Raw genomic sequence first — 26,994 nt, 5'->3', positions numbered from 1 at the left:
CATTTTCGCCAAGACCTCCCATATTCCGCCCATGGTCAAATCCACCGAAAAGAGAACGCCGTCGACGGCGAATGACGACCGCGCCGCGCCCAAGCGGCGCAGCCCGCTGACCGATTTCCTCGACGCCTCGGAACCGCTGCACAAAGGCGGCTTCGCCGAGATGCCGCAGCCCGAACTGTCGGGCACGCCGCTCACCGGTTCGGTCGCGGACTGGGCCGAGCAGATCGAGCAGGAAGCCGAACGCGAAGGGCGCCAGGCCGGCAAGGACGGCGGCAAGTCGCCGAAGCCATCGAAGAAGATCCCCGAGCGCTCCGCGGCGCCCGGGCGCACGGCGCGTGGCACCTCGATGGGCGGCGCGGCGACAGCCCGCGAGCGCGCGGCGGCCGGCCTCAATCCCGTCGCCGGCCTCGACGTCTCGCTCGAGGAAGCCGAGACGATGACGTCGAGCGGCGTCACCGCGACGGTGGCGGCTCTCTCGGCATTGATTGAATCCGGCAATCCGCTGCACAAGGACGGCGTGCTGTGGACGCCGCACCGGCCTGCCCGGCCGGAAAAATCCGAGGGCGGGATCATCATCAAGATGGTGTCGGATTTCGAGCCGGCCGGCGACCAGCCGACCGCCATCAAGGACTTGGTCGAGGGCGTCCAAAACAACGACCGCACGCAGGTGCTGCTCGGCGTCACCGGCTCGGGCAAGACCTTCACCATGGCCAAGGTGATCGAGGAGACGCAGCGTCCCGCCTTGATCCTGGCGCCGAACAAGACGCTGGCGGCGCAGCTTTATTCCGAGTTCAAGAAATTCTTCCCCGACAATGCGGTGGAGTATTTCGTCTCCTACTACGACTATTACCAGCCGGAAGCCTACGTTCCGCGCACCGACACCTTCATCGAGAAGGAATCCTCCATCAACGAGCAGATCGACCGCATGCGCCACTCGGCGACGCGCTCGCTGCTCGAACGCGACGACGTCATCATCGTCGCTTCGGTCTCCTGCATCTACGGTATCGGCTCGGTCGAGACCTATACGGCCATGACCTTCCAGATGCAGATCGGTGACCGGCTCGACCAGCGCGCTCTGCTCGCCGACCTCGTCGCCCAGCAATACAAGCGCCAGGACATCAATTTCGTGCGCGGCTCGTTCCGCGTGCGCGGCGACACGATCGAGATCTTCCCGGCCCACCTTGAGGATCGCGCCTGGCGCATCTCCATGTTCGGCGACGAAATCGAGGCGATCACCGAATTCGACCCGCTGACCGGCCAGAAGACGGGCGAGCTGAAAAGCGTCAAGATCTACGCCAATTCGCACTATGTGACGCCGCGCCCGACGCTGAACCAGGCCATCAAGTCGATCAAGGAAGAGCTCAAGCACCGTCTGGTCGAGCTCGAGCGCGCCGGCCGTCTGCTGGAGGCGCAGCGGCTGGAGCAGCGCACCCGCTTCGACCTGGAAATGCTGGAAGCCACCGGCTCCTGCGCCGGCATCGAGAACTATTCGCGCTATCTCACCGGACGTCAGCCGGGCGATCCGCCGCCGACACTGTTCGAATATATCCCCGACAACGCACTGGTCTTCATCGACGAAAGCCACGTCACCGTGCCGCAGATCGGCGGCATGTATCGCGGCGACTTCAGGCGCAAGGCGACGCTTGCCGAATACGGCTTCCGCCTGCCTTCCTGCATGGACAACCGGCCCCTGCGCTTCGAGGAATGGGACGCCATGCGCCCGCTCTCGGTCGCTGTCTCGGCAACCCCCGGCGGCTGGGAGATGGAGCAGTCCGGCGGCGTGTTCGCCGAGCAGGTCATCCGACCGACCGGCCTCATCGACCCGCCGGTCGAGGTGCGCCCGGCCAAGACCCAGGTCGACGACGTCGTCGGCGAGATCCGCGAGACGACCAAGGCCGGCTACCGCACGCTGGTCACCGTGCTGACCAAGCGCATGGCCGAGGACCTGACCGAATATCTGCACGAGCAAGGCGTGCGGGTGCGTTATATGCACTCCGATATCGACACGCTGGAGCGTATCGAAATCCTGCGCGATTTGCGCCTCGGCGCCTTCGACGTGCTGGTTGGCATCAACCTTTTGCGCGAAGGCCTCGACATTCCCGAATGCGGCTTCGTCGCCATTCTCGACGCTGACAAGGAAGGCTTTTTGCGCTCGGAGACGTCGCTGATCCAGACCATCGGCCGCGCCGCTCGCAATGTCGACGGCAAGGTCATTCTCTATGCCGACCAGGTCACCGGATCGATGGAACGCGCCATGGCCGAGACCAATCGCCGTCGCGAAAAGCAGATGGAGTGGAACGCCGCCAACGGCATCACGCCGGAATCGGTCAAGTCGCGCATCTCGGACATTCTGGATTCGGTCTACGAGAAGGACCATGTCCGCGCCGACATCTCGCAGTTCACCGACAGCGCCGGCGCCATGATGGGCAACAACCTCAAGGCCCATCTGGACGCGCTTGAGAAGCAGATGCGCGACGCCGCCGCCAACCTCGATTTCGAGAAGGCGGCCCGCATTCGCGACGAGATCAAGCGGCTGCGTGAGATGGAGATGTCGATCTCCGACGATCCGCTGGCCAAATACGCCGATATGGAAAGTCCGGTCTCGGGCCGCGAAAAAGGCAAGCACAACAAGGGCGTGGCCAGGCATCGTACATCGGAGGAACAGGAGCGTTTCCGCAAGCTCGACGAAGCACGCGCCGCCGAAGAGGCAGCCAAGGCTGCCCGGCCCAACCTCTTCCGCAAGCCCGATCTCGACGAGATGGGTGCCGATGGCGCGGTGCCGGTGAAGAAGCCGCTGTTCGCCAAACCGTCGATCGACGATATGGGTCCCGGCACCGACATGCCGACGCCGGCCGGTGCGGTGTCGCGCTCGCTGTTCAAGAAACAGTCGGCGTCCGAAGCACACGGCTCGGATTTCGGCATCCCCGGCGAGCCGACCAAACCACTGTTCAAGAAAAACTCTCTCGACGAGATGACCGTGCGTCGCACCGAGAAACCGGTCGAGGGAAAAGTGCCGGCGAAGCCACAGCCGATCTCCCCCGTTGTTGGGGCCGGTAGGACAGACGGGGGCGCGAAGGAACGCGACGACAAACCAATCGTGCGCCAACGCGCCGGCATTGGTTCTTACGAAGCCCCCGGCGACGCCCGCCGCGAAAAGCGCCGGCCCGCAAAGACAGGAAGGCCCGGAAAGTAGTTCGTTCGAAATGCCGGCTGGACAGCGCCCCCTCTGTCCTGCCCGTCCTCCACAGCAGCTGCGCTGCAGCTCGCGGAGGGTGGACCGGACATTTCCCCACGAGTGGGGAGATTGGCAGCTTCAGCGCCTCGCTCGACGCTACCCTCCTCTTGCCCAGCGCATGACCTTTGGTGTACTCAGTCCCCACACCCAAACGTCTTGAAAGGAGGGCTGCGTGTTTATCGATCACCATCGTCAGCGTGGCCCGATTTCCGCCCTGCGAGCTTGCTTGCAGGGCTGACCAGGGACGGTCCGGGTTTTTCCCGCTTCGATTTTTTGGTCTGCCCTGCGTGGTGCGCATTGCCGAGCCTGATGGCCGCTTGCGCACTGACAAAGTGCATTGAGCCGGACTTTCCGGATAGACCAGAGAAATCGACATGGCCCTGATCAGCCTCAAATCCCTCGGCGTCACGATGAGTGCGCCGCTCTTTTCCAATCTCGACCTCACCATCGGCAGCGGCGACCGGCTCGGCATCGTTGCCGCCAATGGTCGCGGCAAGTCGACCTTGCTCAAATGCCTGGCCGGCGAGATGGAGCCGACCTCCGGCGACATTACCCGCACGCGCGGCTTGCGCGTCGGCCATGTCGAGCAGTCCGTTCCTGCTGCCCTGCTTGGCCGCAGCTTTCATCAGGTGGTGGCTGACGCTTTGCCGCCCGAGCAAGCCGAAAGCGAACTATGGCGTGTCAATGTGGTGCTGGATTCGCTCGACGTTCCTGAGGCGATGCGCGAGCGAGAGATGCAGGCGCTGAGCGGCGGCTGGCAGAGGCTGGCACTGATCGCGCGTGTCTGGGTCACCGATCCCGACATGCTGCTGCTCGACGAACCGACTAACCATCTCGACCTTGCCCGCATCAGCCAGCTCGAAACTTGGCTGAACGCGCTACCGCGAGAGGTGCCGGTGGTGATCGCCAGCCACGACCGCGCCTTTCTCGACGCCGCCACCAACCGCACGTTGTTCCTGCGCCCGGACCAGTCGCCGGTGTTTTCCCTTCCCTACTCCCGCGCCCGGCAGGCCCTCGATGAGGTCGATGCCTCGACCGAGCGAAAATTCCAGCGCGACATGAAGGTGGCGCAGCAATTGCGACGCCAGGCCGCCAAGCTCAACAATATCGGCATCAATTCGGGCAGCGACCTTCTCACGGTCAAGACCAAGCAGCTCAAGCAGCGCGCGGAGCGACTTGAGGACGCGGCGGCCCCGGCGCATCACGAGAAATCGGCGGGGGCGATCCGGCTGGCCAATCGCGGCACGCACGCCAAGGTGCTGATCACGCTCGACGACGCGGCGGTGGAAACGCCCAACGGCACGCTCTTGTTCAGGACCGGCAAGCGCCACATCTGCCAGGGCGACCGCATCGTGCTGCTTGGCCGCAACGGCGTTGGCAAGTCGCGCTTCGTCACGCTGATCCGCAACGCCATTATCGAACCCGACACGGTTCAGAACGTGAAGGTGACGCCGTCGACGGTGCTCGGCTACAGCGACCAGGCCCTGTCCGGCATCGGCGGCGACGATACGCCACTGGCGATGGTGTCGCGCCGTTACGATGTCGGCGAACAGCGCGCCCGCTCTCTGCTTGCCGGCGCCGGCGTCGGCATCGAGATGCAGGAGCGCAGGATCAGTGTGCTGTCCGGCGGCCAGAAGGCGCGGCTGATGATGCTGGCGCTGAGGCTCGCCAATCCGAATTTTTATCTGCTCGACGAGCCGACCAACCATCTCGACATCGACGGCCAGGAAGCGCTGGAGGAGGAATTGCTCAAGCACCAGGCAAGCTGCGTGCTCGCCTCGCACGATCGCTCCTTCATCCGTGCCATCGGCAACCGCTTCTGGCTGATCGAGAGGCGGCGGCTGACCGAAGTCGACGATCCCGAGGAGTTCTTCCGCTCAGTGGCTGAAGGGGCGGGATAGATCGGATTGTAAATTATCCGCTTACAGGTCCTTGAATCTTGTAAGCGATCTGTTTACATACCTCATGATCAAGTCTTTCAGGAACAAGGCCCTGTCAGAGCTCTTTCAAACCGGGAAAACCGGCAAGATCGACGCCAAGATGCACAAGCGCGTTCTTGTCCGGCTTGACCGCCTGGAAGCTTCAGAAAAGCCCGAGGAGATGAACCTTCCTGGCTTTGCCTTCCATGCGCTGAGAGGCTTCGATCCCATCCGTTACACGGTCCACGTCAACGGCCCGTGGTGCATCACGTTTGAATTCGACGGCAAGGACGCCCGCGTCGACTTCGAGCAATACCGCTGAGGCGGCCAGATTGGAGAAGTTCGATCTATGAGCGTGCACGAGCCGACGCGTCCTATCGAGCGCTGTCCCTCCCACCCGGGAGCGCTGCTTGAGGACATTATCCCGGCAACTGGAAAGACCAAGGTGGAAATTGCAAAGCTGCTCGGCATCTCCCGGCAGCAGCTCTATGACATCATCCGCGAAAAGAAGCCGGTTTCACCGGCTGTGGCCGCCCGCCTTGGGAAGCTGTTCGGCGATGGAGCCGCGATCTGGCTTCGCATGCAGGCAGCTTTCGATGCCTGGCATGCCGAACGTGAGGTGGATGTTTCGGCTATTCCGACGCTCAAGGTCGCGTAGGCCGTGGCGCTCGAATGAGAAATTAAACGCTGCGAGAAAAAAAACGACGACCTGTCGGATCGCCTGAACCTGCCTCGTCCTTGGGATGCCGACACGATGATGCCGGCGCCAACCCAGGGAGAATGCATCATGTCCGTCCTTTCCTCCATCGGCCGCATCGCAACCCGATATGCGGCGGCGCGTGCCCGCCATCGTAGCGAGCGCATCCTGCTTTCGCTCCCCGCCGAACTGCGCAAGGACGTTGGCTTTCCGGAGCTCTTCGACGCGCAGAACAGCCGCCGCTCAGCCGCCGTCTCGGCCAAGGTCATATGAGCGGCCGAGCCATGCGTCTATCGCTTGAGTTCTCCGGTCGCCCGGCCAGTCCGGGCCCGGCCCTCGAGAAAAATTTCAAGCCCATGTAGGACCGCCGTCACCTCGCGCGTCCTATGGTCCGCAAGGCCAAATCAAACGTGAAGAGGAACACGCAATGACCGACCAGACCCCTGTGCAGCCCAAGGCGAAAGTGCTCGGCGGATTGACCCCCTATCTGCAGGTGGACGGCGCCTTCAAGGCTGCCGAATTCTACCAGAAGGCGTTCGGCGCCAAGCAGGTCTTTGCCTACCCCGCGGACGAAAAAGGCCGCACGATGCATGTCCACCTCCACATCAACGGCTCGACGCTGATGTTGGGCGACGCCTATCCCGAGCACGGCCACCCGCACCAGGCGCCGCAGGGCTATACGCTCCAGCTTCATCTCGGCAGCGACGAGATCGACGGCTGGTGGCAGCGCGCGGTCGACGCCGGCTGCGAGATCGTGACGCCGCTGCAGGTGATGTTCTGGGGCGACCGCTGGGGCCAGGTGAAGGACCCTTTCGGAGTCGCATGGGCGATGAACGCTCCAGTGGAGCAATAACCGTCGCAATTCGATAGCGGGCGTCAGCACTCTCGGCGAGAAGTGCGCGCCCACCTGCCCCGGGTCGCATCCCTGCCGGCCCGGCGCCGGATGCAGCAAACAAGGAGATTGCCATGTCCTATGTCGACGGTTTCGTGCTTGCCGTGCCAAAGGCAAAACTCGACGATTACAAGAAGCTGGCCAACACCGCCGGCGCCGTCTGGAAGGAACACGGCGCGCTCGCCTATGTCGAGTGCGTCGGCGACGATGTGCCTTATGGCGAGGTCACGTCGTTTCCACGCGCCGTGCAGGCCAAGGACGACGAAGTCGTCATCTTTTCCTGGGTCGTCTACAAATCCAGGCAGGACCGCGACGCGGTCATGGCCAAGGTGATGGCCGATCCACGATTGCAGCCGGATATGTCGAAAATGCCGTTCGACGGCAAGCGCATGATCTTCGGCGGGTTCCAGACGTTCATGGAATTGTAGGCAACGCACTTGGGCGGAGCGGGAGCGCTCCGCCGAAATGCCGCGCCGCATTAAGCCAGTCTGTCCAGCAGGGGCTTCAGCCTGTCGCCGTAGCGCTTCCACAGGTCGACCGAGCCTTGATACATCGGCTGGCGCACCTGCGCGGCGGAAGCCGTGCGCACCGGCCGGTCGGTCTGGTGGAACGACAGCACGGCATCGTCCCATGGCAGCCCGAGATAGTCGATCAGCGCCCGGCTCTGGCCTTCCTGGTCGGCGACGAAATCCTCGTAGCGCACATCGTGCACGACGCCGGGCAGCACCTTGTGCCAATGCGCCATGATGTCCGTGTAGAGATTGTGGAAATCGGCGAGTTCGCCCAGATCATAGCCGTAGCGGTGGCTGTCGCCGCGGAAATGTACCTTGTAGATCGAAAGGCAGGTTGCCGCCGCATCGCGGGCGCAATGGATGATCCTGGCCTTTGGCATCATCATGTGGATGAAGCCGACAAGCAGGAAGTTGCCCGGCATCTTGTCGGTGACGTGGCGCATGTGCGGATAGCGGGCATGCAGCATGTCGAGATAGGCGCGTCCCGCCTCGGCAAAATCCGTATCGGGCGCATCCGAAACGCCCCAGGGGAAGCCGCCGGGCATGGTCGCCGGGAACTGCCTGCCGACCGCCGTCTTCAGGATGCCGAGTTCGCCGGCGCCGTAGACCTGCGGATGGCTGGCGATGATCTGCTCGACCAGGGTCGTGCCCGAACGAGGCATGCCGACGACGAAGATCGGCGTATCGTCGGAGATCGCGCTGGACCTGTGCTTCTGGAAGAAATCCCTGTCGAACACCGTTTTCATAGCCTCGAATTCGGCGCGTGTCCTTTCCGCGTCGTAGTCGATGCCCTTGCGGCGGATGGCATTGCCTTCGGCGAAATAGTCGAAGGCTCTGTTATAATCCTTCAGATCGTCATTGACCTTGCCGAGGCCGAAGGCAAGCTGCATGCGCGCCAGGCTGTCCGGCAGCGCCTTGGCGTGCTGGGCCTCCATCCCGGTCAATTCGGCATCGCGCTCCTTCTGACGCTTGACCTGCGTCAGCATCAGCCAGGCGCGCGCCATGCCGGGATCGGCCGCCAGCGCCTGCCGGAACAGGTCGGCCGCCTCGTCGAGCTCGCCTTTTTCCATCAACCCGACGCCCAGCCCGTGCAGCAGTTCGGCGTCCTTCGGACGGATCGACAGCGCCCCGCGAAAGACGGCCAGCGCGTCGTCCAGGCGCCCCGCTTCCTGCAAGGTTTCGGCAAGCCCGATGCGGGCGCGGAAATGGAAGGGATTGCGCGCGACCGTGCCGCGATAGATCTCCTCGGCGCCCTCGAACTGCCCAAGCTGTTTCAGTGACGAGCCGAGATTGTCGCGCGCCGCGAGCTGGTCCGGCCGCAGCGCCACCGCGCCGCGGAAGAAGTCGGCGGCCGCCGCGACACGGCCGAGATCGCGCATCACCGTGCCGAGGTTGTTGAGGAAATCCGGATTCTTCGGCTGCAAGCGCACCGATTGCTCGAGGAGACCGAGCCCCTCGGCGCTGCGCCCGGTCTGGTGCAGCAAAAGACCGAGAAAATGCGCAGCCGCCGCATGGTTGACCTTGTGCGTCAGCACTTGCCGATAGAGCGCCTCGGCCTCTTGCCGCCGCCCCGCCTGATGCAGTTGCAGCGCCCTCTGCACATGCTGGTCGAGACTCGACGGCGGCTGTCCGCCCGAGCCGGAGTTGGCGCCAGCACCCGCCGCTCGTCTCTGATCTCTGTTAATGGGAAACCTGCCGTGTTTGTCCGCCTGCCGCGATCTAGGCCATTGGCGCGGCGGGTTCAAGGCTTTGCTTGGTTTCTTGCGCTTGCCATCGGCGCGGACAAGATCAAATCAGCCGGTTGGTCTCAGCCGTCTGCCTGGCGCGCCGAACCGTTCCGTCAGTATCGGCGATCGTCCGCCTTTCAGCCTCGTCGCTTCTGATGGTCAGCCGCGCCGACTTGACGATCATAGGTTTGCCGGTACGCCCGATGGCGACGGCATATGCGGTGGCCGGCCTGATAGGCGGGTTGATCGCTGTGGTATTGCCTCTTGAGCTTCTCGCAGAAACCATGGTTTTTGTCCTTTTTGGAGAAATAAAACGCAAATTTCGGGAGCGGACCCCAAAATGATTTTTTGAGAATTTTTGGAAAATATCACCAAACCATAGCAGAGTTTTTCAAATGGACGCAGCAATCTTTTTCCTTTGGCTTACTTATTTTTCCAAATCTTCTTGAAACCCATGCAAAGTCGAGCTACATATATATAAGCGTTTGGGCCAGAATTGGCATTTCGCGGCGTCAGAGGTTCTCGACCCGCCAATCTCACTCCAAATCATCGATATCGGCAGCGCGGCGCATTTGCTCCGCGACCGTTCTCATTCTTCGAAAGATACCCATGAACACCGGAACCGTGAAATTCTACAATGGCCAGAAGGGTTTTGGCTTCATTCAACCAACCGACGGCGGCAAGGACGTTTTCGTCCACGTCAGCGCATTGGAACGCGCGGGCTTTCCTGGCCTCGCCGAAGGCCAGAAGCTGCAATTCGAGTTGGAGCGTGATGCCAAGGGCCGCGAGTCGGCCGCCAATTTGCAACTGATCTGATCCGGCCGAATTCGATGACCGCTGACCACGGATGTACTGGCAGCTCTCGAAAATGGCTTATTTCCAGCGATTGCCGGAAATAGGAAAGCGGGGCTCGTCCCCGCTTTTTTGCTTTGAGGCTCTCCGCCTCGCATGTCGCCACAGGGCTTAAAACATCAAGGCAGGACAATGCCGGACCGCACGACCCATTCCGTCGCACATTTCATGGCTCCTTTCGTACTCGGCGGGCTGGAAGGGCAACTGCCGGCGGGCGACTACGACATCGATCACGACGAAGAGCTGATGGAGGGCATGTCGCGGCTTGCCTGGCGCCGCGTCGCCACCTTCATCCATTTGCCGGCAAGAGCGGTGAAAAACCCGACCACCAGTCAACTCGTCGCCATCGATTACCTGGACCTCGAAACAGCGCTGAAGCGCGACAGGGAGAATGCAGCATGATCCGTTTCCAGCAGAATGCGCGTCCGCGCACCGACACGCCCTCGCATCTCTTCGCGGTCGGCCAGACCGTGCGCATGAAGAGCCGCACAGGGCTCCTCAACAAGACAACGGAACTGTTCGAGATCAAGAGCAGGCTGCCGGTCAAGGACGGCTCCCCGCAGTACCGCATCCGCAGCGAGCAGGAGACCCACGAGCGGGTCACCACGGAAGACAATCTCGAACCAGCCGACAATCCGATTGGTGACAATCCGACTGTTGGCAACGATCCGGCGGTCTGAGACCCCGGCGCCGCCAGACCACCAGCACGAGGAGCAGACAAGATGGCCAAGGGTCAACAGCGCAGCAACCGCGAAACACGAAAGCCCAAGAAGGACAAGGTGGTGGCCAAGCCCGCCTCCCCGTTCGGCTCGTCGGTCAAGCAGGCCGAGAGCGGCCTGAAGCCGAAATCGAAGAGCTGATCGCGGACGACTTCTTCCGCGCCCATCCCTGCCGCAGAATCTCCTGCCGGAGAATCTCCCTGGCGGAACAACGCATCATGGAGGCGTCCTTGAATTTCGTCATCGAGTTTTACCGATCGCGCGAAGCCGAGGAAGCGACGCTCGACAAGGTGTCGCTGGAAGCCCCTACCCTGCGCGCAGCCTGGCAGGGCGCCACCGCGCTCTTCCATACGCTCGCAATGCCGCAAATCCCCGACCGCGTGCGCATCTGCGATGAGCACGGCAGCGAGCTTTACTCCGGCCCGGCCGACGGCGCCTATCCATCCGCGTTGTGACCGTCACACGTCCCCGAAATTTGTTTTAGACGGCATCCGCGTTTCCCAAAGTACGGAAAAGACGAACACCCGGCCTTTCAGCAGCGGCCCCCGCCAACGATGCGGTAGTCGGCGGCGCGTGCCTCGCAGGCGTTGGGGAAGGTTCGCAACTCTCCGCCGCGCCGGGCGCAGACCGGCGCGTATTCGCGGGTGCAGAAAGTCTGCTCGCCGCCACCCTCGCCGCCGTCACGGCAGGGACCGTCGCGCACGATGCCATAACCCGCCCGGTCGGCAAGACAGGCATTGGCGAAGGTCTGGCGGTCGCCACCGCGCCGGGCGCAGACGGGCTCGTACTGTTTGGTGCAGAATTGCGGTCCCGGCCGCGGCGGCCGTGGCCGCGGTCCCGGGCCGTCGTCGACGACCACTGTACAGGCGGCAAGAACAGCCGACAGGAACAGGACGACAAAACCCTGTCGCGAGAAGATTGCCGCAAGAAACCTCATGATCGTCTCTCCCTCGATCCTCGCCTCGCTGCGTGCCGCTCCAAATACGCAGCTGTTCGGGACAATGATATTCACGAAGCAAAGGCTCAAACCAGTCGCGCTGTTGCGATCCTCCGCATTCCATCGCCGATTGCAACCCTCGTTTGCAGCCGGCTGCTAAAAAGAACGTCGCCTGGATTATCCCGGCGCCTCGCACCGCCAGCCGTCGCCGCCGCTGGCCCATGCGTGACGGGGCTGTGGCCGATGACCCCTCAGGCAACGAGGCCTATTTGCGGCGCGTCGATGCTCGGATTGGTCGATTCATGAGTCGGGACGCGCCCATCGGGGGCGGCCCGCGGCGCTATCTTGCAACCTTCACTTTTCCGTGCGATAAATTCCGTGTTCGGGCATTTGCGACCCGGAGAGCGGAACGTTTTGGACGACCTTTCCCCGATACTGTGAATCTCTGACGGCCCCGTTTTTCGGCGGGGGGTTTGACCATGCGCCAATGCATGACTGCCGAAAGCTACCACCGGGAACTGCCCTCGACGCGAGGTGGCGGGCAGGACCATCAAGACTGAACGGGTGAAGGAGTTTCCCCAATGGCCCAGACCGGCACCGTTAAATTCTTCAACGCGACCAAAGGCTTCGGTTTCATCACGCCCGACGGTGGCGCCAAGGACGTATTCGTCCACATTTCCGCGATCGAGGCCTCGGGCCTGCGCACGCTCGTCGACGGCCAGAAGGTCACCTTCGACGTCGAGCCGGATCGCATGGGCAAAGGCCCCAAGGCCGTCAACCTCCGCGCCGCCTGAGCCATCGGCCAGCAGCACGCCCTTCCTGGCCGTGCGACTGAGGCTCCGAAGCTTGAATGACTTCGGAAGAGGCAAACGAATTTTGAAGGCGCGGCGATTTTCGTCGCGCCTTTTTCATGTCGCAGCGCAGCAAAAATGCTGTCGCCCCAAAGTGGATCCGGTGTCGGGTCAACGACATGCATCATAATGAAAACTTAAAGCGCGACGCGCTTTAAGTGCCCGCAAAACTTTCTCTTGCCGATGACGCTAAAATAAAGGACAAATTTCCATTCGGGCATTTGCCGGCCCGAGACTGGAGTTTATGGGATCAAAGGAGCTTCCCATGCCGCAGACCGGCACCGTCAAATTCTTCAACCATGCCAAAGGGTTCGGCTTCATCACACCGGATGATGGCGCGAAGGATGTCTTCGTTCATATTTCGGCCGTGCAGGCGTCGGGTCTTCCCGGTCTTGAGGATGGGCAGAAAGTGACATTCGACACCGAGCCTGACAAGCGCGGCAAGGGTCCCAAGGCCGTCAACCTGTCGATCGGCTGAGCCTGCTCCGGAACGGCGGCTGTTCTGGCAGGACAGCTTCGCTCCCTGGAGCGTTCGATAGTTGATGCCCGTGCCCTCCGGTCAGGCAAAAATTCGTTCAGCCCCCGTTCAGCCACGGTCTCATATTAATCTTTCGTAAAGCCGGACCGCATCCCCGGAATTCTTACGGGCCGGCACGAAGGAGATCGACATGAACCGAATTTTCAAGACAGCCGTGCTGTCCGCCGCAGTGGTTGCCACCACGTTTGCGGCCTTGCCCGCGGCCAATGCGGGCGATTGGCGTCACCGCCACCATCATGACCATGGCGATGCCGTTGCCGCCGGCGTCCTCGGCCTCGCGGCCGGCGCGCTGATCGGCGGTGCGTTGGCCAACCAGCAGCCGCCGCCCCGCGACTACTACGATGATGGCTATTACGATCGCGATGTGCGGATTCGCCCGGCGCCGGTCCGCCGCTACTATGCCGAACCGCAAGTGGTCTACGCCGACCGCTATGCCGAACCGTGGACGCGCGGCTGGTACGACTATTGCTCCGACCGGTACCGCACCTTCAACGCCCGCACCGGCACCTTCACCGGCAATGACGGCGAGCAGCATTTCTGCACCGCTAACTGATCAAGGGCTTCCCTGCCTCAACAAAAGCGCTGACCGCAAGGCCGGCGCTTTTTTGTCAAGCCGGCACCGGCTTCGGCGCGACGCGCTTCACGTCAAAAACGGATTGCTCCGCCGCTCCTCGCCGAAACGCCCGCCCGGACCGTGGCCGCAGATGAAGCCGATGTCGTCGCCGAGCGGCAAAAGCTTGTCCTTGATCGAGGCGATGAGTGCCGCATGATCGCCGCCCGGCAGGTCGGTGCGCCCGATCGAGCCGCGAAACAGCACGTCCCCGACATGGGCGAATTTGGCCGCGCGGTTGTAATAGACGACATGGCCGGGCGCGTGGCCGGGGCAATGCAGCACCTCGAAGAGATGCGAGCCGAACGAGACCGTCTCGCCTTCGGTGAGAAACCGGTCGGGCACGCAGTTGCGCACGCCGGCAATGCCATAGCGCTCGCCCTGGTTCTCGAGATTGTCGAGCAACATCCTGTCGGCCTCGTGCGGGCCGATGATCTCGACACCGAGCGCTTCCTTCAACTCCATCGCGCCGCCGGCATGGTCGATATGACCATGCGTGATCCAGATCGCGCCGGCCGATATCGCATTGTCCTTCAGCGCCGCCAGCACCTTGTCGATATCGCCGCCCGGATCGACGACGACACCGTGCTTGTCGTCCATGTCGAACAGGATCGTGCAATTCTGCTGGAAAGGCGTGACCGGCACGATGCCGGCATTGAGCTGACCCATGATCGTCCTTTCGATGTTCACGCCGTGATGTAGAGGCGCGAGCGAAGGGCGTCCACCCTTGGGATCGGTCGTTCCAAAGCGCGTCGCGTCGAAACGCATTCATGCGGCGCGCTCTGGAAACAGAAATGGGCGGCCGAAGCCGCCCATTTGGCCAGCCCGAGATCGCAGGCTTACTTCTTCATGGCGCCCATGACCGCGCCGATAATGCCGGTCAGGATCGCGCCGCCGCCGGCGCCGCCGACGATGTTCTGCAGGTTGAGCGCGCTGCCCAGACCACTCGTCGCTGCCGCAGCCGCTGCCGGATCGACTGTGCCGCCGAGCAGGCTGCCGAGGATCGCCGCGCCGCCGACGCCGCCAATGGCGCCGCCCAGGATCTTGGGAAGCTGCCCCAGCGCCGCCGTCTTGATCGCCGCGCCGACCGCCTGACCACCGATGATGCCTGTAATGATCTGAACGATGATCGGAAGAAGCGTATTCATGTCCATCTTACCAGTCCCTCCATAGCTGCCAGCCTCCCGGGCCGACACCATCATGGAGACGCTGAATTCAGCGAAAGTCAAATGCAGAAACGCTGAAATAAAAGGGGCGGCCCGAAAACCGCCCCTGCTTGCGTGAAAAGCTGTGACTTTCGTTATTCTGCGGCGATCGCGTGCTTCGGCTGAACGGCCGCAGAATAGTCATTCATCAGAGTCTTGGCGATCTCGCCGACCTCGAATCGGTACGGCCCGATCTCCGAAACCGGGGTCACTTCCGCTGCCGTTCCAGTCAGGAAGCACTGCTCGAAGCCCTCGAGTTCTTCCGGCATGATGGCGCGCTCCACCACCTCCAGGCCGCGGTCCTTGGCGAGGCCGATGACCGTGCGGCGGGTGATGCCGTCGAGGAAGCAGTCCGGCTTTGGCGTGTGGATCCTGCCGTCCTGGACGAAGAAGATGTTGGCGCCGGTGGCTTCCGCGACCTGGCCGCGCCAGTCGAGCATCATGGCGTCGGCATAGCCCTTGGCCTCGGCGGCATGCTTGGACATGGTGCAGATCATATAGAGGCCTGCAGCCTTCGATTTGGACGGCGCCGTGCGCGGGTCGGGCCGGCGCCACTCAGCCATATCGAGACGTATGCCTTTCAGCTTCTGCGCCGGATCGAAGTAGCTAGGCCACTGCCAGATGGCGATGGCGCAATTGATGCGGTTGTTCTGCGCCGAAACGCCCATCTGCTCGCTGCCGCGCCAGGCGATCGGCCTGACATAGGCATCCTTGAAGCCCTGCTTCTTCAGCAGGGTACTGGAGGCGTCGTTGAGCTCGGCCACCGAATAGGGGATCTTGAAGCCGAGCAGCCGCGCCGATTCATGCAGGCGCTCGGTATGCTCGTTGAGCTTGAAGATCTCGCCACCATAGGCGCGCTCGCCCTCGAACACCGCGCTGGCATAGTGCAGGCCGTGGGTCAGCACATGGATCTTGGCCTCGCCCCATTGCACGAACTCGCCATTCATCCAGATGAAGCCGTCCAGTTGATCAAAGGGAACGGATGCCATGGTAACCTCCCGCGGGCGGCAGCCCGCATATCGTTGTTCGTTGCGTGCTCTTGTCGGCCGCGCCATCTGGTTGGGGCGCCTGCCGCTGTCTGGAAAGGTAGGCGGATAATCGTGCTCTGGCAAACTCAGGAAGTTCCGGAAAACCCGGCCTGTCTTGCCTTTTCGTTCGCAATCCGCCCAAAACCTTGTCAAAAATTATCATTGCAGGGAAATTACGTCAATAGTACTGACATAATCTTCCCTGCCCATGGAGAAAAGATGACGGATCGAAGCCGAGCAGCCGGGACACCGATCAGGACCGCGATGTCAATCGAGGATGGCATTGATTTCGCCCTCATCGAGCTGTTTTTCTTCGCCTATCGCGATTTCACCTCGGATCCCGATCAGATCCTGGCCGACTATGGCTTCGGCCGCGCCCACCACAGGGTGCTGCATTTCGTCAACCGCAGGCCGGGCCTGACGGTCGCCGAACTGCTCGATGTCTTGAAGATCACCAAGCAGAGCCTGGCGCGCGTGCTGAAGCAGCTGATCGACACCGACCATGTCGTGCAGTTGCAAGGGCCGCGCGACCGTCGCCAGCGCGAACTGTACCCGACCGCCAAGGGCCGCGCGCTGGCGCTGGCGCTGGCACGGCCACAGTCGCGCCGCATCCATGCTGCATTGGAAGATTCCGGAGCCGCCGAACGGACCCAGGTGGAACGCTTCCTCGAAGCAATGGTCAATCCGGAACTGAGAGCCCAGATCGACGTTGGGTCCGCAAAAATGTCAGGGAAAAGCCATGGAGAGCACTGAACGCGCTGATCACGCGGCCGCACCGGACGACGATGCGCCGCATCTGCTTGTGGTCGATGACGACACCCGCATCCGCAACCTGCTCAAGCAATATCTGACCGAAAACGGTTTTCGCGTCACCGTCGCCGGCAATTCGGGCGAAGCCCGGCGCAAGCTCGCCGGCCTCGACTTCGATCTTCTTGTGCTGGATGTGATGATGCCCGGCGAAAACGGCGTCGACCTGACCAAGGCGCTGCGGGCCGAGAAGAACGTGCCGATCCTGATGCTGACGGCGCTATCGGAAACCGACAGCCGCATCACCGGCCTGGAGGCCGGCGCCGACGATTACCTGCCAAAGCCCTTCGATCCGCGCGAATTGATCCTGCGCATAAACAACATCCTGCGCCGCGGCGGCCCTGCGACCACGCCCAAGGTGGAGCAGCTCGTCTTCGGTCCCTACACATTCCAGATCGCCAGGCGCGAATTGAAGCGTGGCGGCGAGGCGCTGAAGCTGACCGATCGCGAGCAGGAGATCCTGGCGATATTCGCCGCGCGCGCCGGCGAAACCATTCCACGCCACGAACTGGTCGGCGACGAATCGGATGTCGGCGAACGCACCATCGACGTCCAGATCAATCGGCTGCGCCGCAAGATCGAGCGCGATCCCTCCAATCCGGTCTGGCTGCAGACGGTCCGTGGTATTGGGTATCGGCTCAGCGTCGAATAGACTACCGCCTTCGGCCTGCCTGACGGCCACGGAGCGAGCGAAAGGTGAATGGCGACCACGGAACTGGAACAGCCGGAATCTGACGGCTTGAGCACGCGCTCCACACGGCTGCTCAAGAGGGGTCCGCGCGTCTGGAACCGGTTCTGGCGCCTCGTTTCGCTCTACATGCCCAAGCGCCTCTACGCGCGCTCGCTGATCATCGTCATCGCGCCGATGATCCTGCTGCAATCGGTGGTCGCTTTCGTCTTCATGGAGCGGCATTGGGCGACCGTGACGCAGCGCCTGTCGCAGGCGACCGTGCGCGACATCGCCGCCATCATCGACCTGATCGAGACCTATCCGCACGACGCCGACTACGCCAACATCATCCGCATCGCCCAGGACCGTATGCAGTTGAAGGTCGACCTCCTGCCGCCCGACCCGCTGCCGCCGCCCGGGCCAAAGCCGTTCTTCTCCATCCTCGACGACGTTCTCTCCGCCGAGATCACCCGCCAGATCAACCGGCCGTTCTGGATCGATACGGTCGGCAACTCCAACATCATCGAGGTGCGCGTCCAGCTCGAAGGCAAGGTGTTGCGCGTCTTCGTGCGCCGCAGCCAGGCCTATGCTTCGAACACGCACATCTTCCTGATCTGGATGGTCGGTACCTCGCTGGTGCTGCTGATGATCGCCATTCCCTTCCTGCGCAACCAGATCCGGCCGATCCTGACGCTGGCCGAAGCCGCCGAAAGCTTCGGCAAGGGCCGGCCGATGCCGCGTGATTTCCGTCCGCGCGGCGCGGAGGAGGTCCGCCGCGCCGGTTTTGCCTTCATCCAGATGCGCGAGCGCATCGAGCGCCAGATCGAACAGCGCACCGCCATGCTCACCGGCGTCAGCCATGACCTCAGGACCATCCTCACCCGCTTCAAGCTGCAGCTGGCGCTGGCGGGCGGCAAGGCCGAGACCAAGGCCGCGCTCAACCAGGACATCGACGACATGCAGTCGATGCTCGAAGGCTATCTTGCCTTCGCCCGTGGCGAGGCCTCGGAAGACACCGGGCGCTTCGATCTCGAAGCCTATTTCCAGAAGCTGAGCGAGGAAGCTCGGTTGCGCAAATGCAAATTGTCGACGACGCTTTCCGGCGATCCGACCGTGCATGTGCGGCCGAACGCCTTCGCCAGGCTGATGTCGAATGTCATCGGCAACGCCTTCCGCTACGCCAAGACGGTGGAGGTGGCCGCCAATCATGGCCGCGGCTCGCTCGTCGTCACCATCGACGATGACGGTCCGGGCATTCCGGCCGAAAAGCGCGAAGAGGTGTTCAAACCCTTCATGCGGCTCGACGAGGCCCGCAATCTCGATGCCAGCGGCACTGGCCTCGGCCTGTCGATCGCCCGCGACATCGCCCGCAGCCATGGCGGCGACATCACGCTCGATGTCAGCCCGCTCGGCGGCTTGCGCGCCGTGATCAAGGTTCCGGCCTGACAGGGACTTAATCGCGGGAAGCGGAAACCGTTTCCGGACGAGGTCATGTTCGGCCGATTTCATTGGCGCGTCATGAAACCATGCTGAAGAGCGCGCATGAAGCGCGCGACCTCACTTGATTCGAGCCCGCCGCCTCACTTCGATCCCGTGCCCGCCCGGGTGCGCTGGAGCGAAGCGAGGGCCGCAGGCTGGTCGCCGTCCCGGCATCATACCGAGGCAACCGCCGACCTTTCGAGCAAAGGCCCGCCATGCGCATATTGATGGTCACCGACGCCTGGCGCCCGCAGGTCAATGGCGTCGTCCACACGCTGGAGCGGCTCACCGAGACGCTGAAATCGTTCGACGTCGCGGTGGATTTCCTGACACCCAACATCTTTCACACTTTGCCCTTGCCGACCTATCCCGATATCCGCCTGGCGCTGACCACGCCAGGTCATGTCGCGCGCCTGATCGAGGCCTACAAGGCAGACCACATCCACATCGTCACCGAAGGTCCGCTCGGCATCATGGCGCGGCGCTACTGCCGCAATGCCGGCCGGCCGTTTACGACCAGCTACCACACACGCTTTCCTGAATATCTCAGCGCCCGACTGCCGGTGCCGGAAAGCTGGGCCTATCGCTGGCTGCGCGATTTCCACAATTCCGGCCAAGGCACGCTGGTCGCGACGCAGTCGCTGGCGGATGATCTTGCAGCGCGCGGTTTCAACAAGCTGAGGCCATGGACGCGCGGCGTCGACACCGATCATTTCCGGCCCGACAAGAGGAAGGATCTCGGCTTCCCCGGCCCGTTGTTCCTCTGTGTCGGCCGCGTCGCCATCGAGAAGAACCTCTCCGCCTTCCTCGATCTCGACCTGCCCGGCAGCAAGGTGATTGTCGGCGAGGGCCCGGAACTGGCGAAGCTCAAGGCGCGCTACCCCGCCGCGCATTTCCTTGGCCACCGCCCCAACGATGAACTGGCCGAAATCTACGCCTCGGCCGACGTTTTCGTCTTTCCGAGCCGCACCGACACCTTCGGCAACGTCATCATCGAAGCGCTGGCCAGCGGCACGCCGGTCGCCGCCTTTCCGGTCACGGGACCGATCGACATCGTCGGCGACGGCTTCGGCGGCGCGGTCTCCAACGACCTGCGCGCGGCATCGCTCGCCGCCCTCGATGTCGACCGCGCCCAGGCGCGAGAACGCGCTATGCGCTACAGCTGGAAAGCCTGCGCGGAAATGTTTCTCGATACGGTCCAGGAGGCGCTGGGCACGACGCGGAAACTGGCGGCCTGACGCTACCTCTCGGCTAAAACAGCCGCCCGCCGTCCGGCACCTTGCGCTCGATGGCGCCGAGCACCACGGCGCCCTCTTCGTCGGGAAAGCCGAGCGTCAGCACTTCCGACATGAACGGCCCGATCTGGCGCGGCGGAAAATTGACCACCGCGAACACCTGCCGGCCGATCAGCGTCTCGGGCGTATAATATTTGGTGATCTGCGCCGACGATTTCTTCACCCCGATCTCGGGCCCGAAATCGATCTTGAGCTTGAACGCCGGCTTGCGTGCCTGCGGAAACGGTTCGGCCTCGAGGATCGTGCCGGCGCGGATGTCGACACGATCGAAATCGGCGAAACTGATCTCGGGCTTGCGCTCGCTGCTTGAACTCATGTCGAAAACATCTTGGTCAGGCGTTGCCGAAAGTCTCGAACAGCACCCCCGCCAGCGCGTCCTTGGCCGATGTGCCGGACCAGACGACGAACTGGAACGCCTGGAAGTAGCATTCGCAGGCCTCCAGCGCCGACGACAGCAGCACCTCCACCTGCTGGCTCGAAGGCTCGACCCCGCCGGCCAGAAGCAGCGACTGGCGGAACATGATCGCGCCTTCCTGCTCCCACAGGTCGAAATGGCCGAACAGCATCTGTTCGTTGATCAGCGACAACAGCCGCATCACTTCCAGCGCGCGCGCCTCCGGCACCTTGATGTCGAAGGCACAGGCCAGATGCAGCGCCTCGAAATCCTCCATCCACGAGAAGGAGACGTGATAGTCGGTCCAGCTTCCGGCGACCGAGATCGAGATTTCGTCGTCGCCGGCCCGTTCGAAGGACCAGTCATTGTTGTGGGCCACCTGCTCAATGACATCCACCGGATGGATTTCGCGGGAGAATTCGAGTTCGAGAAGTTCCATGGAATGCTTCCTGTGTTCAGGGGAGCGCCACACGCTCCGCGGGGCACACACGACGAACAATCTGATCTAGAACTCGGACGGCCAGGACTTCTCGACGCAAAGACCCCAGACCGGACCCCACCGCCCGGCGCATGACCCTGCTCCGAATCATGCAACAAATTCAGTCTATTGATCGGGAGTCGCGTGAACAGCCCAATTTTTCGCGCTGCGTCATTCGCATGTGGAAAGGCGCTGTCACACAGAGTCACGCAATGCCGGTAAGCGATTCACGGCAAAGCGCTTTTCAGGCTGGTGCTTTGTGGAAAAGTTTAACGAATTATTTTTTCGGCCTGGGCTTTGCGGAAGCCGCAGGTGTGGCCTGCCCGGTCAGTTCGGCAAGCCTGGCCTCAAGCGCCTCGATGCGGTCGGCAAGGCGAGCATTCTCTTCCCTGGCCTTGGCGGCCATCTCGCGCGCGGCCTCGAACTCCTCGCGCTGCACCACGTCCATCGAATTCAGGATGCGTTCGGCCTGTCCCTTGAAGGCGGTCTCCACCTCGCGCCGCACGCCCTGCGCGGCGCCCGCGGCATCGGTCATCAGCTTGGCGAATTCGTCGAGAATGCGGTTCGGTCCGGTCGACATGGCAAATCCTCGGTTGCTGAAATTGAGTTAGTAGTGCCGCGCGCCGAATGCAAGAACGTTGAGGGTTGCCGTTCCATCTGCGTTGCTGTGGCGCATGGCAGTGCCATTCCTGTAAGAAGCTCCCGAACGGCGCCAGAGCTGTACTTGAGGGCGCAAGCTCGCCTATTGTGTTCTCGTCTCGTATTGCCTCAAGCACACTTCAGTCAGGTCACCAATGGCAACCCCTCCGCGCCGACCGACCAATCCGATGGCAGCCGCCGAAGCTGCCTTCAAACCGGTGAAGAAGCCGGCACCGCCAATTCGCGAAGCTTCGGCCGCGCCGAACGTCCGCGAGCTTGTTTCGATCCGGATCGACCGGGCCGTGCTCGATCATTTCCAGGAAGATGGCCCCGGCTGGCAGGACAGGATCAACGACGCGTTGCGGCAGTTGGTGGCCGCCAAGCCAAGGGATTGAGCTCACCGCCCGCACGGCGCGATGGGCCTGCAAGCGGTGATCCGATCCGATCTTTGACGCCGACCACCTTGCCTTGACCCCGCCAAAACCCTGCCGCATGGTCCGCGCCAAACGCAACCGAGAGCTCCCCGTTGAACGAATATTTCCTGCTGCCGCTGGCCTCGTTGCCCTTTCCCAACATCGACCCGGTGCTGATTCAGATCGGGCCGCTGGCGGTGCACTGGTACGGCGTCGGCTACATCGTCGGCATCCTGTTCGCCTGGTGGTACGCCAAGCGGCTCGCCGCCAATCCGAAACTCTGGCCCGACGGCATCCTGCCGATGAAGCCGGAGGACCTCGATGATTTCATCATCTGGGCGGCCATCGGCGTCGTGCTGGGCGGGCGCACCGGCTACGTGCTGTTCTATGACCTGCCGCGCTATATCGCGCATCCGCTCGACATCTTCGCCGTCTGGCAGGGCGGCATGTCGTTCCATGGCGGCCTGCTCGGCGTCATCCTCGCCATGACGCTGTTTTCGATCAAGCGCGGCATCCGCACCTGGTCGCTGTTCGACGTCGTGGCCGCTGGCGTGCCGGTCGGTCTTGGCCTCGTGCGCGTCGCCAACTTCATCAACTCCGAGCTCTGGGGCCGGCCAACCGACGTGCCATGGGCGATCGAGTTTCCCAATGGCGGACCGTTTACCCGCCATCCGAGCCAGCTTTACGAGGCCCTGCTTGAAGGCCTGGTGCTCTTTCTCGTGCTGCGCTTCCTCACCCATTCTCGCCTCAAGCTGAAAACGCCGCGCTTCGTCGGCGGCGCCTTCATCTGCGGCTATGGCCTGTCGCGCATAGCAGTCGAATTCTTCCGCGAGCCCGACCAGCAGCTCGGCTATCTCCTTGGCACCAACTGGCTGACCATGGGCATGATCCTGTCCTCGCCGATGGTGCTGGCCGGCATTTGGGCGATGACGACAGCCAAGCCGGTGCCGCAGTCACGGCCGCAGGCGACATGACGCGGCTGAAGGCACGCATCGTCGATCTGATCGAGGCGACGGGGCCGATCCCGGTCAACGAATACATGGCATTGTGCCTGTTCGATCCCGAGGCGGGCTACTACACCACGCGCGAACCGTTCGGCGCCGCCGGGGATTTCGTCACCGCGCCGGAGATCAGCCAGATGTTCGGCGAGCTCGTCGCCGTCTGGCTCTACCAGGCCTGGCTGGCGGTCGGCCGGCCGACGCCGGTCACCATCGGCGAGATCGGCCCCGGCCGCGGCACGCTGATGAAGGACATGCTGCGCACCCTGTCGCGGCTCGAACCGGCACTGGCCAACGACGCTGCCTTCGCCATGATCGAGACCAGCCCGCGCCTGACCGAGGTGCAGAAACAGACGCTCGGCGCCACACCGTTCTCCATTCGCTGGCACGAGACCATCGACACGCTGCCGCCACAGCCGCTTTTCATCGTCGGCAACGAATTGTTCGACGCCATCCCCATCCGCCAGTTCGTCGGCACCGGCACCGGCTGGCGCGAGCGCGTGGTCGGCCTCGACGGCGCTGACAATCTTTGCTTCTTCGCCGGCGCCGGCTCGCTCGACCCGACGCTGCTGCCCGCCGATGCCGGCGAGGCGCCGCAAGGCGCGATCGTCGAACTGGCGCCGGCGCGCAGCGCCCTGATGGCGACCATCGCCGAGCGCATGGCCGCTCATGGCGGCTCCGGCCTGTTTGTCGACTATGGCCATCTGCGGCCGGGTGTCGGCGACACGTTGCAGGCCTTGCGTCGTCATGATCACGAAGATGTGCTGGCCAATCCCGGCGAAGCCGATCTCACCTCCCATGTCGATTTCGCCGCCCTTGCCGGGGTGGTGCGCGCGCATGGTCTCGACGCCCATCTGTCGACGCAGGGCGATTTCCTGCTCGGCCTGGGCATTCTGGAGCGCGCCGGCCGGCTTGGCGCCGATGCCAGCCAGGCGGCACGCGACAAGATCGCTGGCGATGTCGAACGCCTCGCCGGGCCGCAGGCCATGGGCGACCTGTTCAAGGTGCTTGCCATAATGCCGCGCGGCGTTGCCGTTCGCCCCTTTGCCCAGGCTCCGAGCTCGGATTGACAAGGCGTGACGACGGCCAGCCCGGTTGTGTCGGTAGCTTTTCATGGCCGGCAACTTCTCATGATAGGAATTTTTTCTTGACAGGGTGAAGGCAACTATGGTAGATATTTGGTTATGGTGCTGAGTTGCGCCAGGGACCCGCCGCACAGGCGGGTTTTTCCGTTCAATGCTCCCTCACCGCGCAGCGGCGAAGGAACCGTTACCCCGGATTCGTTGCGTTGCCCCTTCGCCACGCCGGATTGACTTTTCATCGTCACCCCTCCCAATCTCCCGTCCGGTAAAAGAGCGGCTGAACGCCGGCCGTCTCGCTTCGGACTTTTTCTTGACGAAACCGCCCACACGGACAACAACGCCCACATGCTGAATCAGACCAAACTGGATCCCGTGCGGTCGCCGCTGCTGGACCTGGCGCAGGCACAAGGCATCCGCCACGGTTATTTCACCCGCGTCGGCGGCGTCTCGACCGGCATCTATCAGGGCCTCAACATCGGCACCGGCTCGGATGACGACCAGGCGCTGGTCGCCGAGAACCGCCGCCGTGTCGCCGCCTGGATGGGCGTGCCGGCGGACCATCTCCTGACCGCCTGGCAAATCCATTCGCCTGATGTCGTCGTCGCCAGGGGACCCTTTGCAGGCGAGCGTCCCAAGGCCGACGCCATCGTCACCGACCGGCCGGGCATCGCCATCGGCGCCTCGACCGCCGATTGCGGCCCTGTGCTGTTCGCGGATGCCGCGGCGCGTATCATCGGCGCGGCGCATGCCGGCTGGAAAGGCGCCTTCACGGGGGTGCTCGAGAACACCATTGCCGCCATGGAAAGTCTCGGCGCCAGGCGTGAAAACATCGTCGCCGTGCTCGGCCCCTCGATCGGCCCGGAAAACTACGAGGTCGGGCCTGAATTCGTCGCCCGCTTCGTCGAGGCCGATGGCGAAAATGACAGATATTTCGCGCCTTCGGCGAATCCCGGTCATTCGATGTTCGACCTCAACCGCTACACGGTGGACCGGCTCGACAGGGCGGGTGTGACCGCGCAAGGTCTCGGCCGCTGCACCTATGCCGAGGAAGATCTGTTTTACTCCTACCGGCGCACGACGCACCGCAAGGAACCCGATTACGGCCGGCAGATATCGGCAATCGTTTTGGAGAGTGAATAATGGCGCTGCATTTTGAACGATCCGAATTCGACGCGCGCCGCGACCGGCTGGTGATCGAGATGGCCGAGAAGAAGCTCGACGCCATCCTGCTCTTCGCGCAGGAAAGCATGTATTGGCTGACCGGCTACGACACGTTCGGTTTCTGCTTCTTCCAGTGCCTGGTGGTGAAAGCCGACGGGTCCATGGTGTTGCTGACCCGCTCGGCCGACCTGCGTCAGGCGCGCCACACCTCGATCATCGACAACATCGTGCTGTGGACCGATCGCGATGGCGCCAATCCGGCCGTCGACCTGCGCAATCTGCTGAACGAGCTCGACCTGCTCGGCGCCCGCATCGGGGTCGAATACGACACTCATGGGCTGACCGCCTATAATGGCCGCCGCCTCGACGAGCAGCTGCAGACCTTCGGCCAGATCGCCGATGCATCCGGCATCGTCGGTCGGCTGCGCCTGTTCAAGAGCCCGGCCGAGATCGCCAAGGCCGAGAAGGCGGCGAACCTGGCCGACGACGCGCTGGATGCGGCCTTGCCGCTGATCAAGCAGGGCGGTGACGAGGCGCTGATCCTTGCCGCCATGCAAGGCGCGATCTTTGCCGGTGGCGGCGACTATCCGGCCAACGAATTCATCATCGGCTCCGGCGTCGACGCGCTGCTGTGCCGCTACAAGGCCGGTCGCCGCAAGCTCACCAAGAACGACCAGTTGACGCTCGAATGGGCGGGAGTCTTTCATCACTATCATGCGCCGATGATGCGCACGGTGCTGACCGGCAAGGCCTCGAAGCGTCACCAGGACTTGTTCGACGCGGCCCGTGCCGCGCTGCTGGCGGTCGAGAAGGCGATGACGCCGGGCAACAGTTTCGGCGACGTGTTCGACGCGCATGCCCGTGTCATGGAGGCGCGTGGACTGACCAAGCATCGGCTGAATGCCTGCGGCTACTCGGTCGGCGCCCGCTTCACCCCGTCCTGGATGGACATGCCGATGTTCTACCAGGGCAATCCCGAGCCGATCGCGCCGAACATGACGTTGTTCGCCCACATGATCATCATGGATTCCGAAACCGAGACGGCGATGACGCTTGGCCGCACCTATCTCACGACCGAATCACAGCCGAAGCCGCTTTCCCGCCATGATCTCGACTTGATCGTACAGTGAATCCACGATGGGAGGCGTTCTTCGCCAAGGAGTTAGAAGGCAAATGAGACGATCGCAGCTGACGACCGTGTCATTGCTCGTGGTCCTGGCGCTCGCCGCCTGCACCAACGCAAAAGACGTCCTCGAACCCTCCGCCATCACCCCGCCCACGGCCGCGGCGCCGGCCACGCCGGCAGCCCAGGGCAGCGCCGCCACCCCGGCGCCCGCTGGCCCTGCCACGACCACGGCGGGCGCTCCAGCAACGACCACGACGTCAGCCACGCCCGCACAGACCGCCGCAATCCTTGCCAGGACGCGCCTGCAGATCGCGCCGATCGTCGGCGCTTCGGTGGAAGCGGCGACGCCGCTGACGGCGGAGTTGCAGACGCGCGCTAGGCAGCGCGGCATCACGCTGGCCGGCAGCGCCGACCAGACCGCGACCCATGTGCTCAAAGGCTATTTCTCGGTGATCTCCGAAGGCAAGGACACCACCGTCATCTATGTGTGGGACGTCTACGATCCCTCGGGCAACCGCCTGCATCGCATCAACGGCCAGCAGAAGGCGGCTTCGGCCAATTCCGGCGCCAGCGCGGGCGGCGACAGTTGGAAAGCGGTGGCGCCAGCCACCATGCAGGCGATCGCCGACCAGACCATCGACCAGTTCGCGGCATGGCTCGGCGGCAAGGCGGGCTAGACTATCGGACCCGAATGGAAACGGCCGCGGGGAAAACCGATGCTCGAACAAAG

The 26,994-nt window shown here is 63.1% G+C and carries 34 protein-coding genes; 25 read left to right on the top strand and 9 right to left on the bottom strand.

Annotated elements, in window-relative coordinates:
* Positions 1 to 31: 31 nt before the first annotated feature.
* From uvrB to FJ443_RS23000, 7 genes are all read left to right on the top strand, one after another.
* Positions 32 to 3,193 (top strand): excinuclease ABC subunit UvrB, encoded by a 3,162-nt coding sequence (uvrB, locus tag FJ443_RS23030; protein WP_140666094.1) that lies wholly within the window; start codon positions 32 to 34, stop codon positions 3,191 to 3,193.
* Positions 3,194 to 3,609: 416 nt separating this feature from the next.
* Positions 3,610 to 5,136 carry an ABC-F family ATP-binding cassette domain-containing protein gene (locus tag FJ443_RS23025; RefSeq protein ID WP_140666092.1) on the top strand — a complete coding sequence of 509 codons (1,527 nt, stop codon included), beginning with the start codon at positions 3,610 to 3,612 and terminating at the stop codon, positions 5,134 to 5,136.
* 64 nt (positions 5,137 to 5,200) lie between these two features.
* Entirely contained in the window at positions 5,201 to 5,476 is a 276-nt protein-coding gene (locus FJ443_RS23020) for a type II toxin-antitoxin system RelE/ParE family toxin (protein WP_140560712.1), read from the top strand.
* 27 nt (positions 5,477 to 5,503) lie between these two features.
* A complete protein-coding gene (locus FJ443_RS23015; protein WP_140516860.1) occupies positions 5,504 to 5,812 on the top strand; it encodes a HigA family addiction module antitoxin in 309 nt (102 codons plus the stop codon).
* A 129-nt stretch (positions 5,813 to 5,941) separates the two neighbouring features.
* On the top strand, positions 5,942 to 6,124 hold the full coding sequence (locus FJ443_RS23010; protein ID WP_140556066.1) for a hypothetical protein: 183 nt from the start codon (positions 5,942 to 5,944) through the stop codon (positions 6,122 to 6,124).
* Positions 6,125 to 6,278: 154 nt separating this feature from the next.
* Positions 6,279 to 6,704, top strand: a complete 426-nt coding sequence (locus tag FJ443_RS23005; RefSeq protein ID WP_140666090.1) for a glyoxalase/bleomycin resistance/extradiol dioxygenase family protein — start codon at positions 6,279 to 6,281, stop codon at positions 6,702 to 6,704.
* 113 nt (positions 6,705 to 6,817) lie between these two features.
* Positions 6,818 to 7,171 (top strand): DUF1428 family protein, encoded by a 354-nt coding sequence (locus FJ443_RS23000; RefSeq protein ID WP_140560622.1) that lies wholly within the window; start codon positions 6,818 to 6,820, stop codon positions 7,169 to 7,171.
* A gap of 50 nt (positions 7,172 to 7,221) precedes the next feature.
* On the opposite strand, the gene FJ443_RS22995 is transcribed toward FJ443_RS23000, so the two are convergent.
* Positions 7,222 to 8,856 carry a sulfotransferase gene (locus tag FJ443_RS22995; protein WP_140666088.1) on the bottom strand — a complete coding sequence of 545 codons (1,635 nt, stop codon included), beginning with the start codon at positions 8,854 to 8,856 and terminating at the stop codon, positions 7,222 to 7,224.
* A 187-nt stretch (positions 8,857 to 9,043) separates the two neighbouring features.
* Positions 9,044 to 9,268, bottom strand: coding sequence for a hypothetical protein (locus tag FJ443_RS22990; protein WP_140495997.1), 225 nt, complete (start codon positions 9,266 to 9,268; stop codon positions 9,044 to 9,046).
* A gap of 323 nt (positions 9,269 to 9,591) precedes the next feature.
* Between FJ443_RS22990 and FJ443_RS22985 the strand changes: the two genes are divergently transcribed.
* The 5 genes from FJ443_RS22985 to FJ443_RS22970 all read left to right on the top strand — a co-directional run bounded on the left by FJ443_RS22985 (position 9,592) and on the right by FJ443_RS22970 (position 11,008).
* Positions 9,592 to 9,798 (top strand): cold-shock protein, encoded by a 207-nt coding sequence (locus FJ443_RS22985; protein ID WP_140495998.1) that lies wholly within the window; start codon positions 9,592 to 9,594, stop codon positions 9,796 to 9,798.
* Between the two features lie 168 nt (positions 9,799 to 9,966).
* Positions 9,967 to 10,236, top strand: a complete 270-nt coding sequence (locus FJ443_RS22980) for a hypothetical protein (protein ID WP_140495999.1) — start codon at positions 9,967 to 9,969, stop codon at positions 10,234 to 10,236.
* Positions 10,233 to 10,514: a hypothetical protein gene (locus FJ443_RS22975; RefSeq protein ID WP_140666086.1), complete on the top strand. Its 282-nt coding sequence runs from the start codon at positions 10,233 to 10,235 to the stop codon at positions 10,512 to 10,514. The genes FJ443_RS22980 and FJ443_RS22975 overlap by 4 nt, the downstream gene beginning before the upstream one ends.
* A gap of 42 nt (positions 10,515 to 10,556) precedes the next feature.
* Complete coding sequence (locus FJ443_RS31260) at positions 10,557 to 10,694, top strand: hypothetical protein (protein WP_181165218.1); 138 nt, start codon at positions 10,557 to 10,559, stop codon at positions 10,692 to 10,694.
* An 89-nt stretch (positions 10,695 to 10,783) separates the two neighbouring features.
* Positions 10,784 to 11,008: a hypothetical protein gene (locus tag FJ443_RS22970; protein ID WP_140496001.1), complete on the top strand. Its 225-nt coding sequence runs from the start codon at positions 10,784 to 10,786 to the stop codon at positions 11,006 to 11,008.
* Between the two features lie 77 nt (positions 11,009 to 11,085).
* Here the strand turns inward: FJ443_RS22970 and FJ443_RS22965 are convergent, their stop codons facing one another.
* Positions 11,086 to 11,490: a Kazal-type serine protease inhibitor gene (locus FJ443_RS22965; RefSeq protein WP_140496002.1), complete on the bottom strand. Its 405-nt coding sequence runs from the start codon at positions 11,488 to 11,490 to the stop codon at positions 11,086 to 11,088.
* Between the two features lie 581 nt (positions 11,491 to 12,071).
* Between FJ443_RS22965 and FJ443_RS22960 the strand changes: the two genes are divergently transcribed.
* The 3 genes from FJ443_RS22960 (at position 12,072) to FJ443_RS22950 (ending at position 13,432) form a co-directional block, all read left to right on the top strand.
* Positions 12,072 to 12,284, top strand: coding sequence for a cold-shock protein (locus FJ443_RS22960; RefSeq protein ID WP_006202520.1), 213 nt, complete (start codon positions 12,072 to 12,074; stop codon positions 12,282 to 12,284).
* Positions 12,285 to 12,606: 322 nt separating this feature from the next.
* The gene (locus tag FJ443_RS22955; RefSeq protein WP_006202521.1) at positions 12,607 to 12,819 is read left to right on the top strand and encodes a cold-shock protein; all 213 of its coding nucleotides are present in this window, start codon (positions 12,607 to 12,609) and stop codon (positions 12,817 to 12,819) included.
* A 190-nt stretch (positions 12,820 to 13,009) separates the two neighbouring features.
* A complete protein-coding gene (locus FJ443_RS22950) occupies positions 13,010 to 13,432 on the top strand; it encodes a BA14K family protein (RefSeq protein WP_140496003.1) in 423 nt (140 codons plus the stop codon).
* A gap of 87 nt (positions 13,433 to 13,519) precedes the next feature.
* Here FJ443_RS22950 and FJ443_RS22945 read toward each other — a convergent pair whose 3' ends face one another.
* The 3 genes from FJ443_RS22945 to FJ443_RS22935 form a co-directional block, all read right to left on the bottom strand.
* Positions 13,520 to 14,158: an MBL fold metallo-hydrolase gene (locus FJ443_RS22945; protein WP_140496004.1), complete on the bottom strand. Its 639-nt coding sequence runs from the start codon at positions 14,156 to 14,158 to the stop codon at positions 13,520 to 13,522.
* A 170-nt stretch (positions 14,159 to 14,328) separates the two neighbouring features.
* Positions 14,329 to 14,643: a hypothetical protein gene (locus FJ443_RS22940; protein WP_140496005.1), complete on the bottom strand. Its 315-nt coding sequence runs from the start codon at positions 14,641 to 14,643 to the stop codon at positions 14,329 to 14,331.
* A 146-nt stretch (positions 14,644 to 14,789) separates the two neighbouring features.
* Positions 14,790 to 15,683, bottom strand: a complete 894-nt coding sequence (locus tag FJ443_RS22935; protein ID WP_140666084.1) for a branched-chain amino acid aminotransferase — start codon at positions 15,681 to 15,683, stop codon at positions 14,790 to 14,792.
* A gap of 258 nt (positions 15,684 to 15,941) precedes the next feature.
* Here FJ443_RS22935 and FJ443_RS22930 point away from each other — a divergent pair, with 258 nt between their 5' ends.
* The 4 genes from FJ443_RS22930 to FJ443_RS22915 all read left to right on the top strand — a co-directional run bounded on the left by FJ443_RS22930 (position 15,942) and on the right by FJ443_RS22915 (position 19,916).
* Positions 15,942 to 16,475 (top strand): MarR family transcriptional regulator, encoded by a 534-nt coding sequence (locus tag FJ443_RS22930; protein WP_181165219.1) that lies wholly within the window; start codon positions 15,942 to 15,944, stop codon positions 16,473 to 16,475.
* Entirely contained in the window at positions 16,462 to 17,181 is a 720-nt protein-coding gene (locus tag FJ443_RS22925) for a response regulator transcription factor (RefSeq protein ID WP_140496007.1), read from the top strand. The genes FJ443_RS22930 and FJ443_RS22925 overlap by 14 nt, the downstream gene beginning before the upstream one ends.
* Positions 17,182 to 17,229: 48 nt before the next feature.
* The gene (locus FJ443_RS22920; protein WP_140496008.1) at positions 17,230 to 18,645 is read left to right on the top strand and encodes an ATP-binding protein; all 1,416 of its coding nucleotides are present in this window, start codon (positions 17,230 to 17,232) and stop codon (positions 18,643 to 18,645) included.
* Between the two features lie 248 nt (positions 18,646 to 18,893).
* On the top strand, positions 18,894 to 19,916 hold the full coding sequence (locus FJ443_RS22915; RefSeq protein WP_140649725.1) for a glycosyltransferase family 1 protein: 1,023 nt from the start codon (positions 18,894 to 18,896) through the stop codon (positions 19,914 to 19,916).
* Between the two features lie 13 nt (positions 19,917 to 19,929).
* Here the strand turns inward: FJ443_RS22915 and FJ443_RS22910 are convergent, their stop codons facing one another.
* The 3 genes from FJ443_RS22910 to FJ443_RS22900 all read right to left on the bottom strand — a co-directional run bounded on the left by FJ443_RS22910 (position 19,930) and on the right by FJ443_RS22900 (position 21,425).
* Complete coding sequence (locus FJ443_RS22910) at positions 19,930 to 20,289, bottom strand: tRNA-binding protein (RefSeq protein WP_140567062.1); 360 nt, start codon at positions 20,287 to 20,289, stop codon at positions 19,930 to 19,932.
* Between the two features lie 16 nt (positions 20,290 to 20,305).
* A complete protein-coding gene (locus FJ443_RS22905; protein ID WP_127855850.1) occupies positions 20,306 to 20,806 on the bottom strand; it encodes a YbjN domain-containing protein in 501 nt (166 codons plus the stop codon).
* Positions 20,807 to 21,122: 316 nt separating this feature from the next.
* Positions 21,123 to 21,425 (bottom strand): accessory factor UbiK family protein, encoded by a 303-nt coding sequence (locus FJ443_RS22900; protein ID WP_140496011.1) that lies wholly within the window; start codon positions 21,423 to 21,425, stop codon positions 21,123 to 21,125.
* A gap of 214 nt (positions 21,426 to 21,639) precedes the next feature.
* Between FJ443_RS22900 and FJ443_RS22895 the strand changes: the two genes are divergently transcribed.
* From FJ443_RS22895 to FJ443_RS22870, 6 genes are all read left to right on the top strand, one after another.
* On the top strand, positions 21,640 to 21,879 hold the full coding sequence (locus FJ443_RS22895) for a BrnA antitoxin family protein (RefSeq protein ID WP_031250360.1): 240 nt from the start codon (positions 21,640 to 21,642) through the stop codon (positions 21,877 to 21,879).
* Between the two features lie 131 nt (positions 21,880 to 22,010).
* The gene (gene lgt / locus FJ443_RS22890) at positions 22,011 to 22,871 is read left to right on the top strand and encodes a prolipoprotein diacylglyceryl transferase (protein ID WP_140496012.1); all 861 of its coding nucleotides are present in this window, start codon (positions 22,011 to 22,013) and stop codon (positions 22,869 to 22,871) included.
* A complete protein-coding gene (locus FJ443_RS22885) occupies positions 22,868 to 23,965 on the top strand; it encodes a class I SAM-dependent methyltransferase (RefSeq protein WP_140666082.1) in 1,098 nt (365 codons plus the stop codon). Before lgt ends, FJ443_RS22885 begins: the two co-directional genes overlap by 4 nt.
* Before the next feature lie 357 nt (positions 23,966 to 24,322).
* On the top strand, positions 24,323 to 25,117 hold the full coding sequence (gene pgeF / locus FJ443_RS22880) for a peptidoglycan editing factor PgeF (RefSeq protein ID WP_140496014.1): 795 nt from the start codon (positions 24,323 to 24,325) through the stop codon (positions 25,115 to 25,117).
* Positions 25,117 to 26,268 (top strand): Xaa-Pro peptidase family protein, encoded by a 1,152-nt coding sequence (locus FJ443_RS22875; RefSeq protein ID WP_140516886.1) that lies wholly within the window; start codon positions 25,117 to 25,119, stop codon positions 26,266 to 26,268. The genes pgeF and FJ443_RS22875 overlap by 1 nt, the downstream gene beginning before the upstream one ends.
* A 43-nt stretch (positions 26,269 to 26,311) precedes the next feature.
* A complete protein-coding gene (locus tag FJ443_RS22870; RefSeq protein ID WP_140624150.1) occupies positions 26,312 to 26,941 on the top strand; it encodes a hypothetical protein in 630 nt (209 codons plus the stop codon).
* Positions 26,942 to 26,994 lie beyond the last annotated feature (53 nt).

Origin of the sequence: Mesorhizobium sp. B2-6-1, from assembly GCF_006440475.1 — a bacterium.
Taxonomy (GTDB): domain Bacteria; phylum Pseudomonadota; class Alphaproteobacteria; order Rhizobiales; family Rhizobiaceae; genus Mesorhizobium.
Note: the sequence above shows the minus strand (reverse complement) of the source record. Positions and strands in the feature narration are given on the sequence as shown.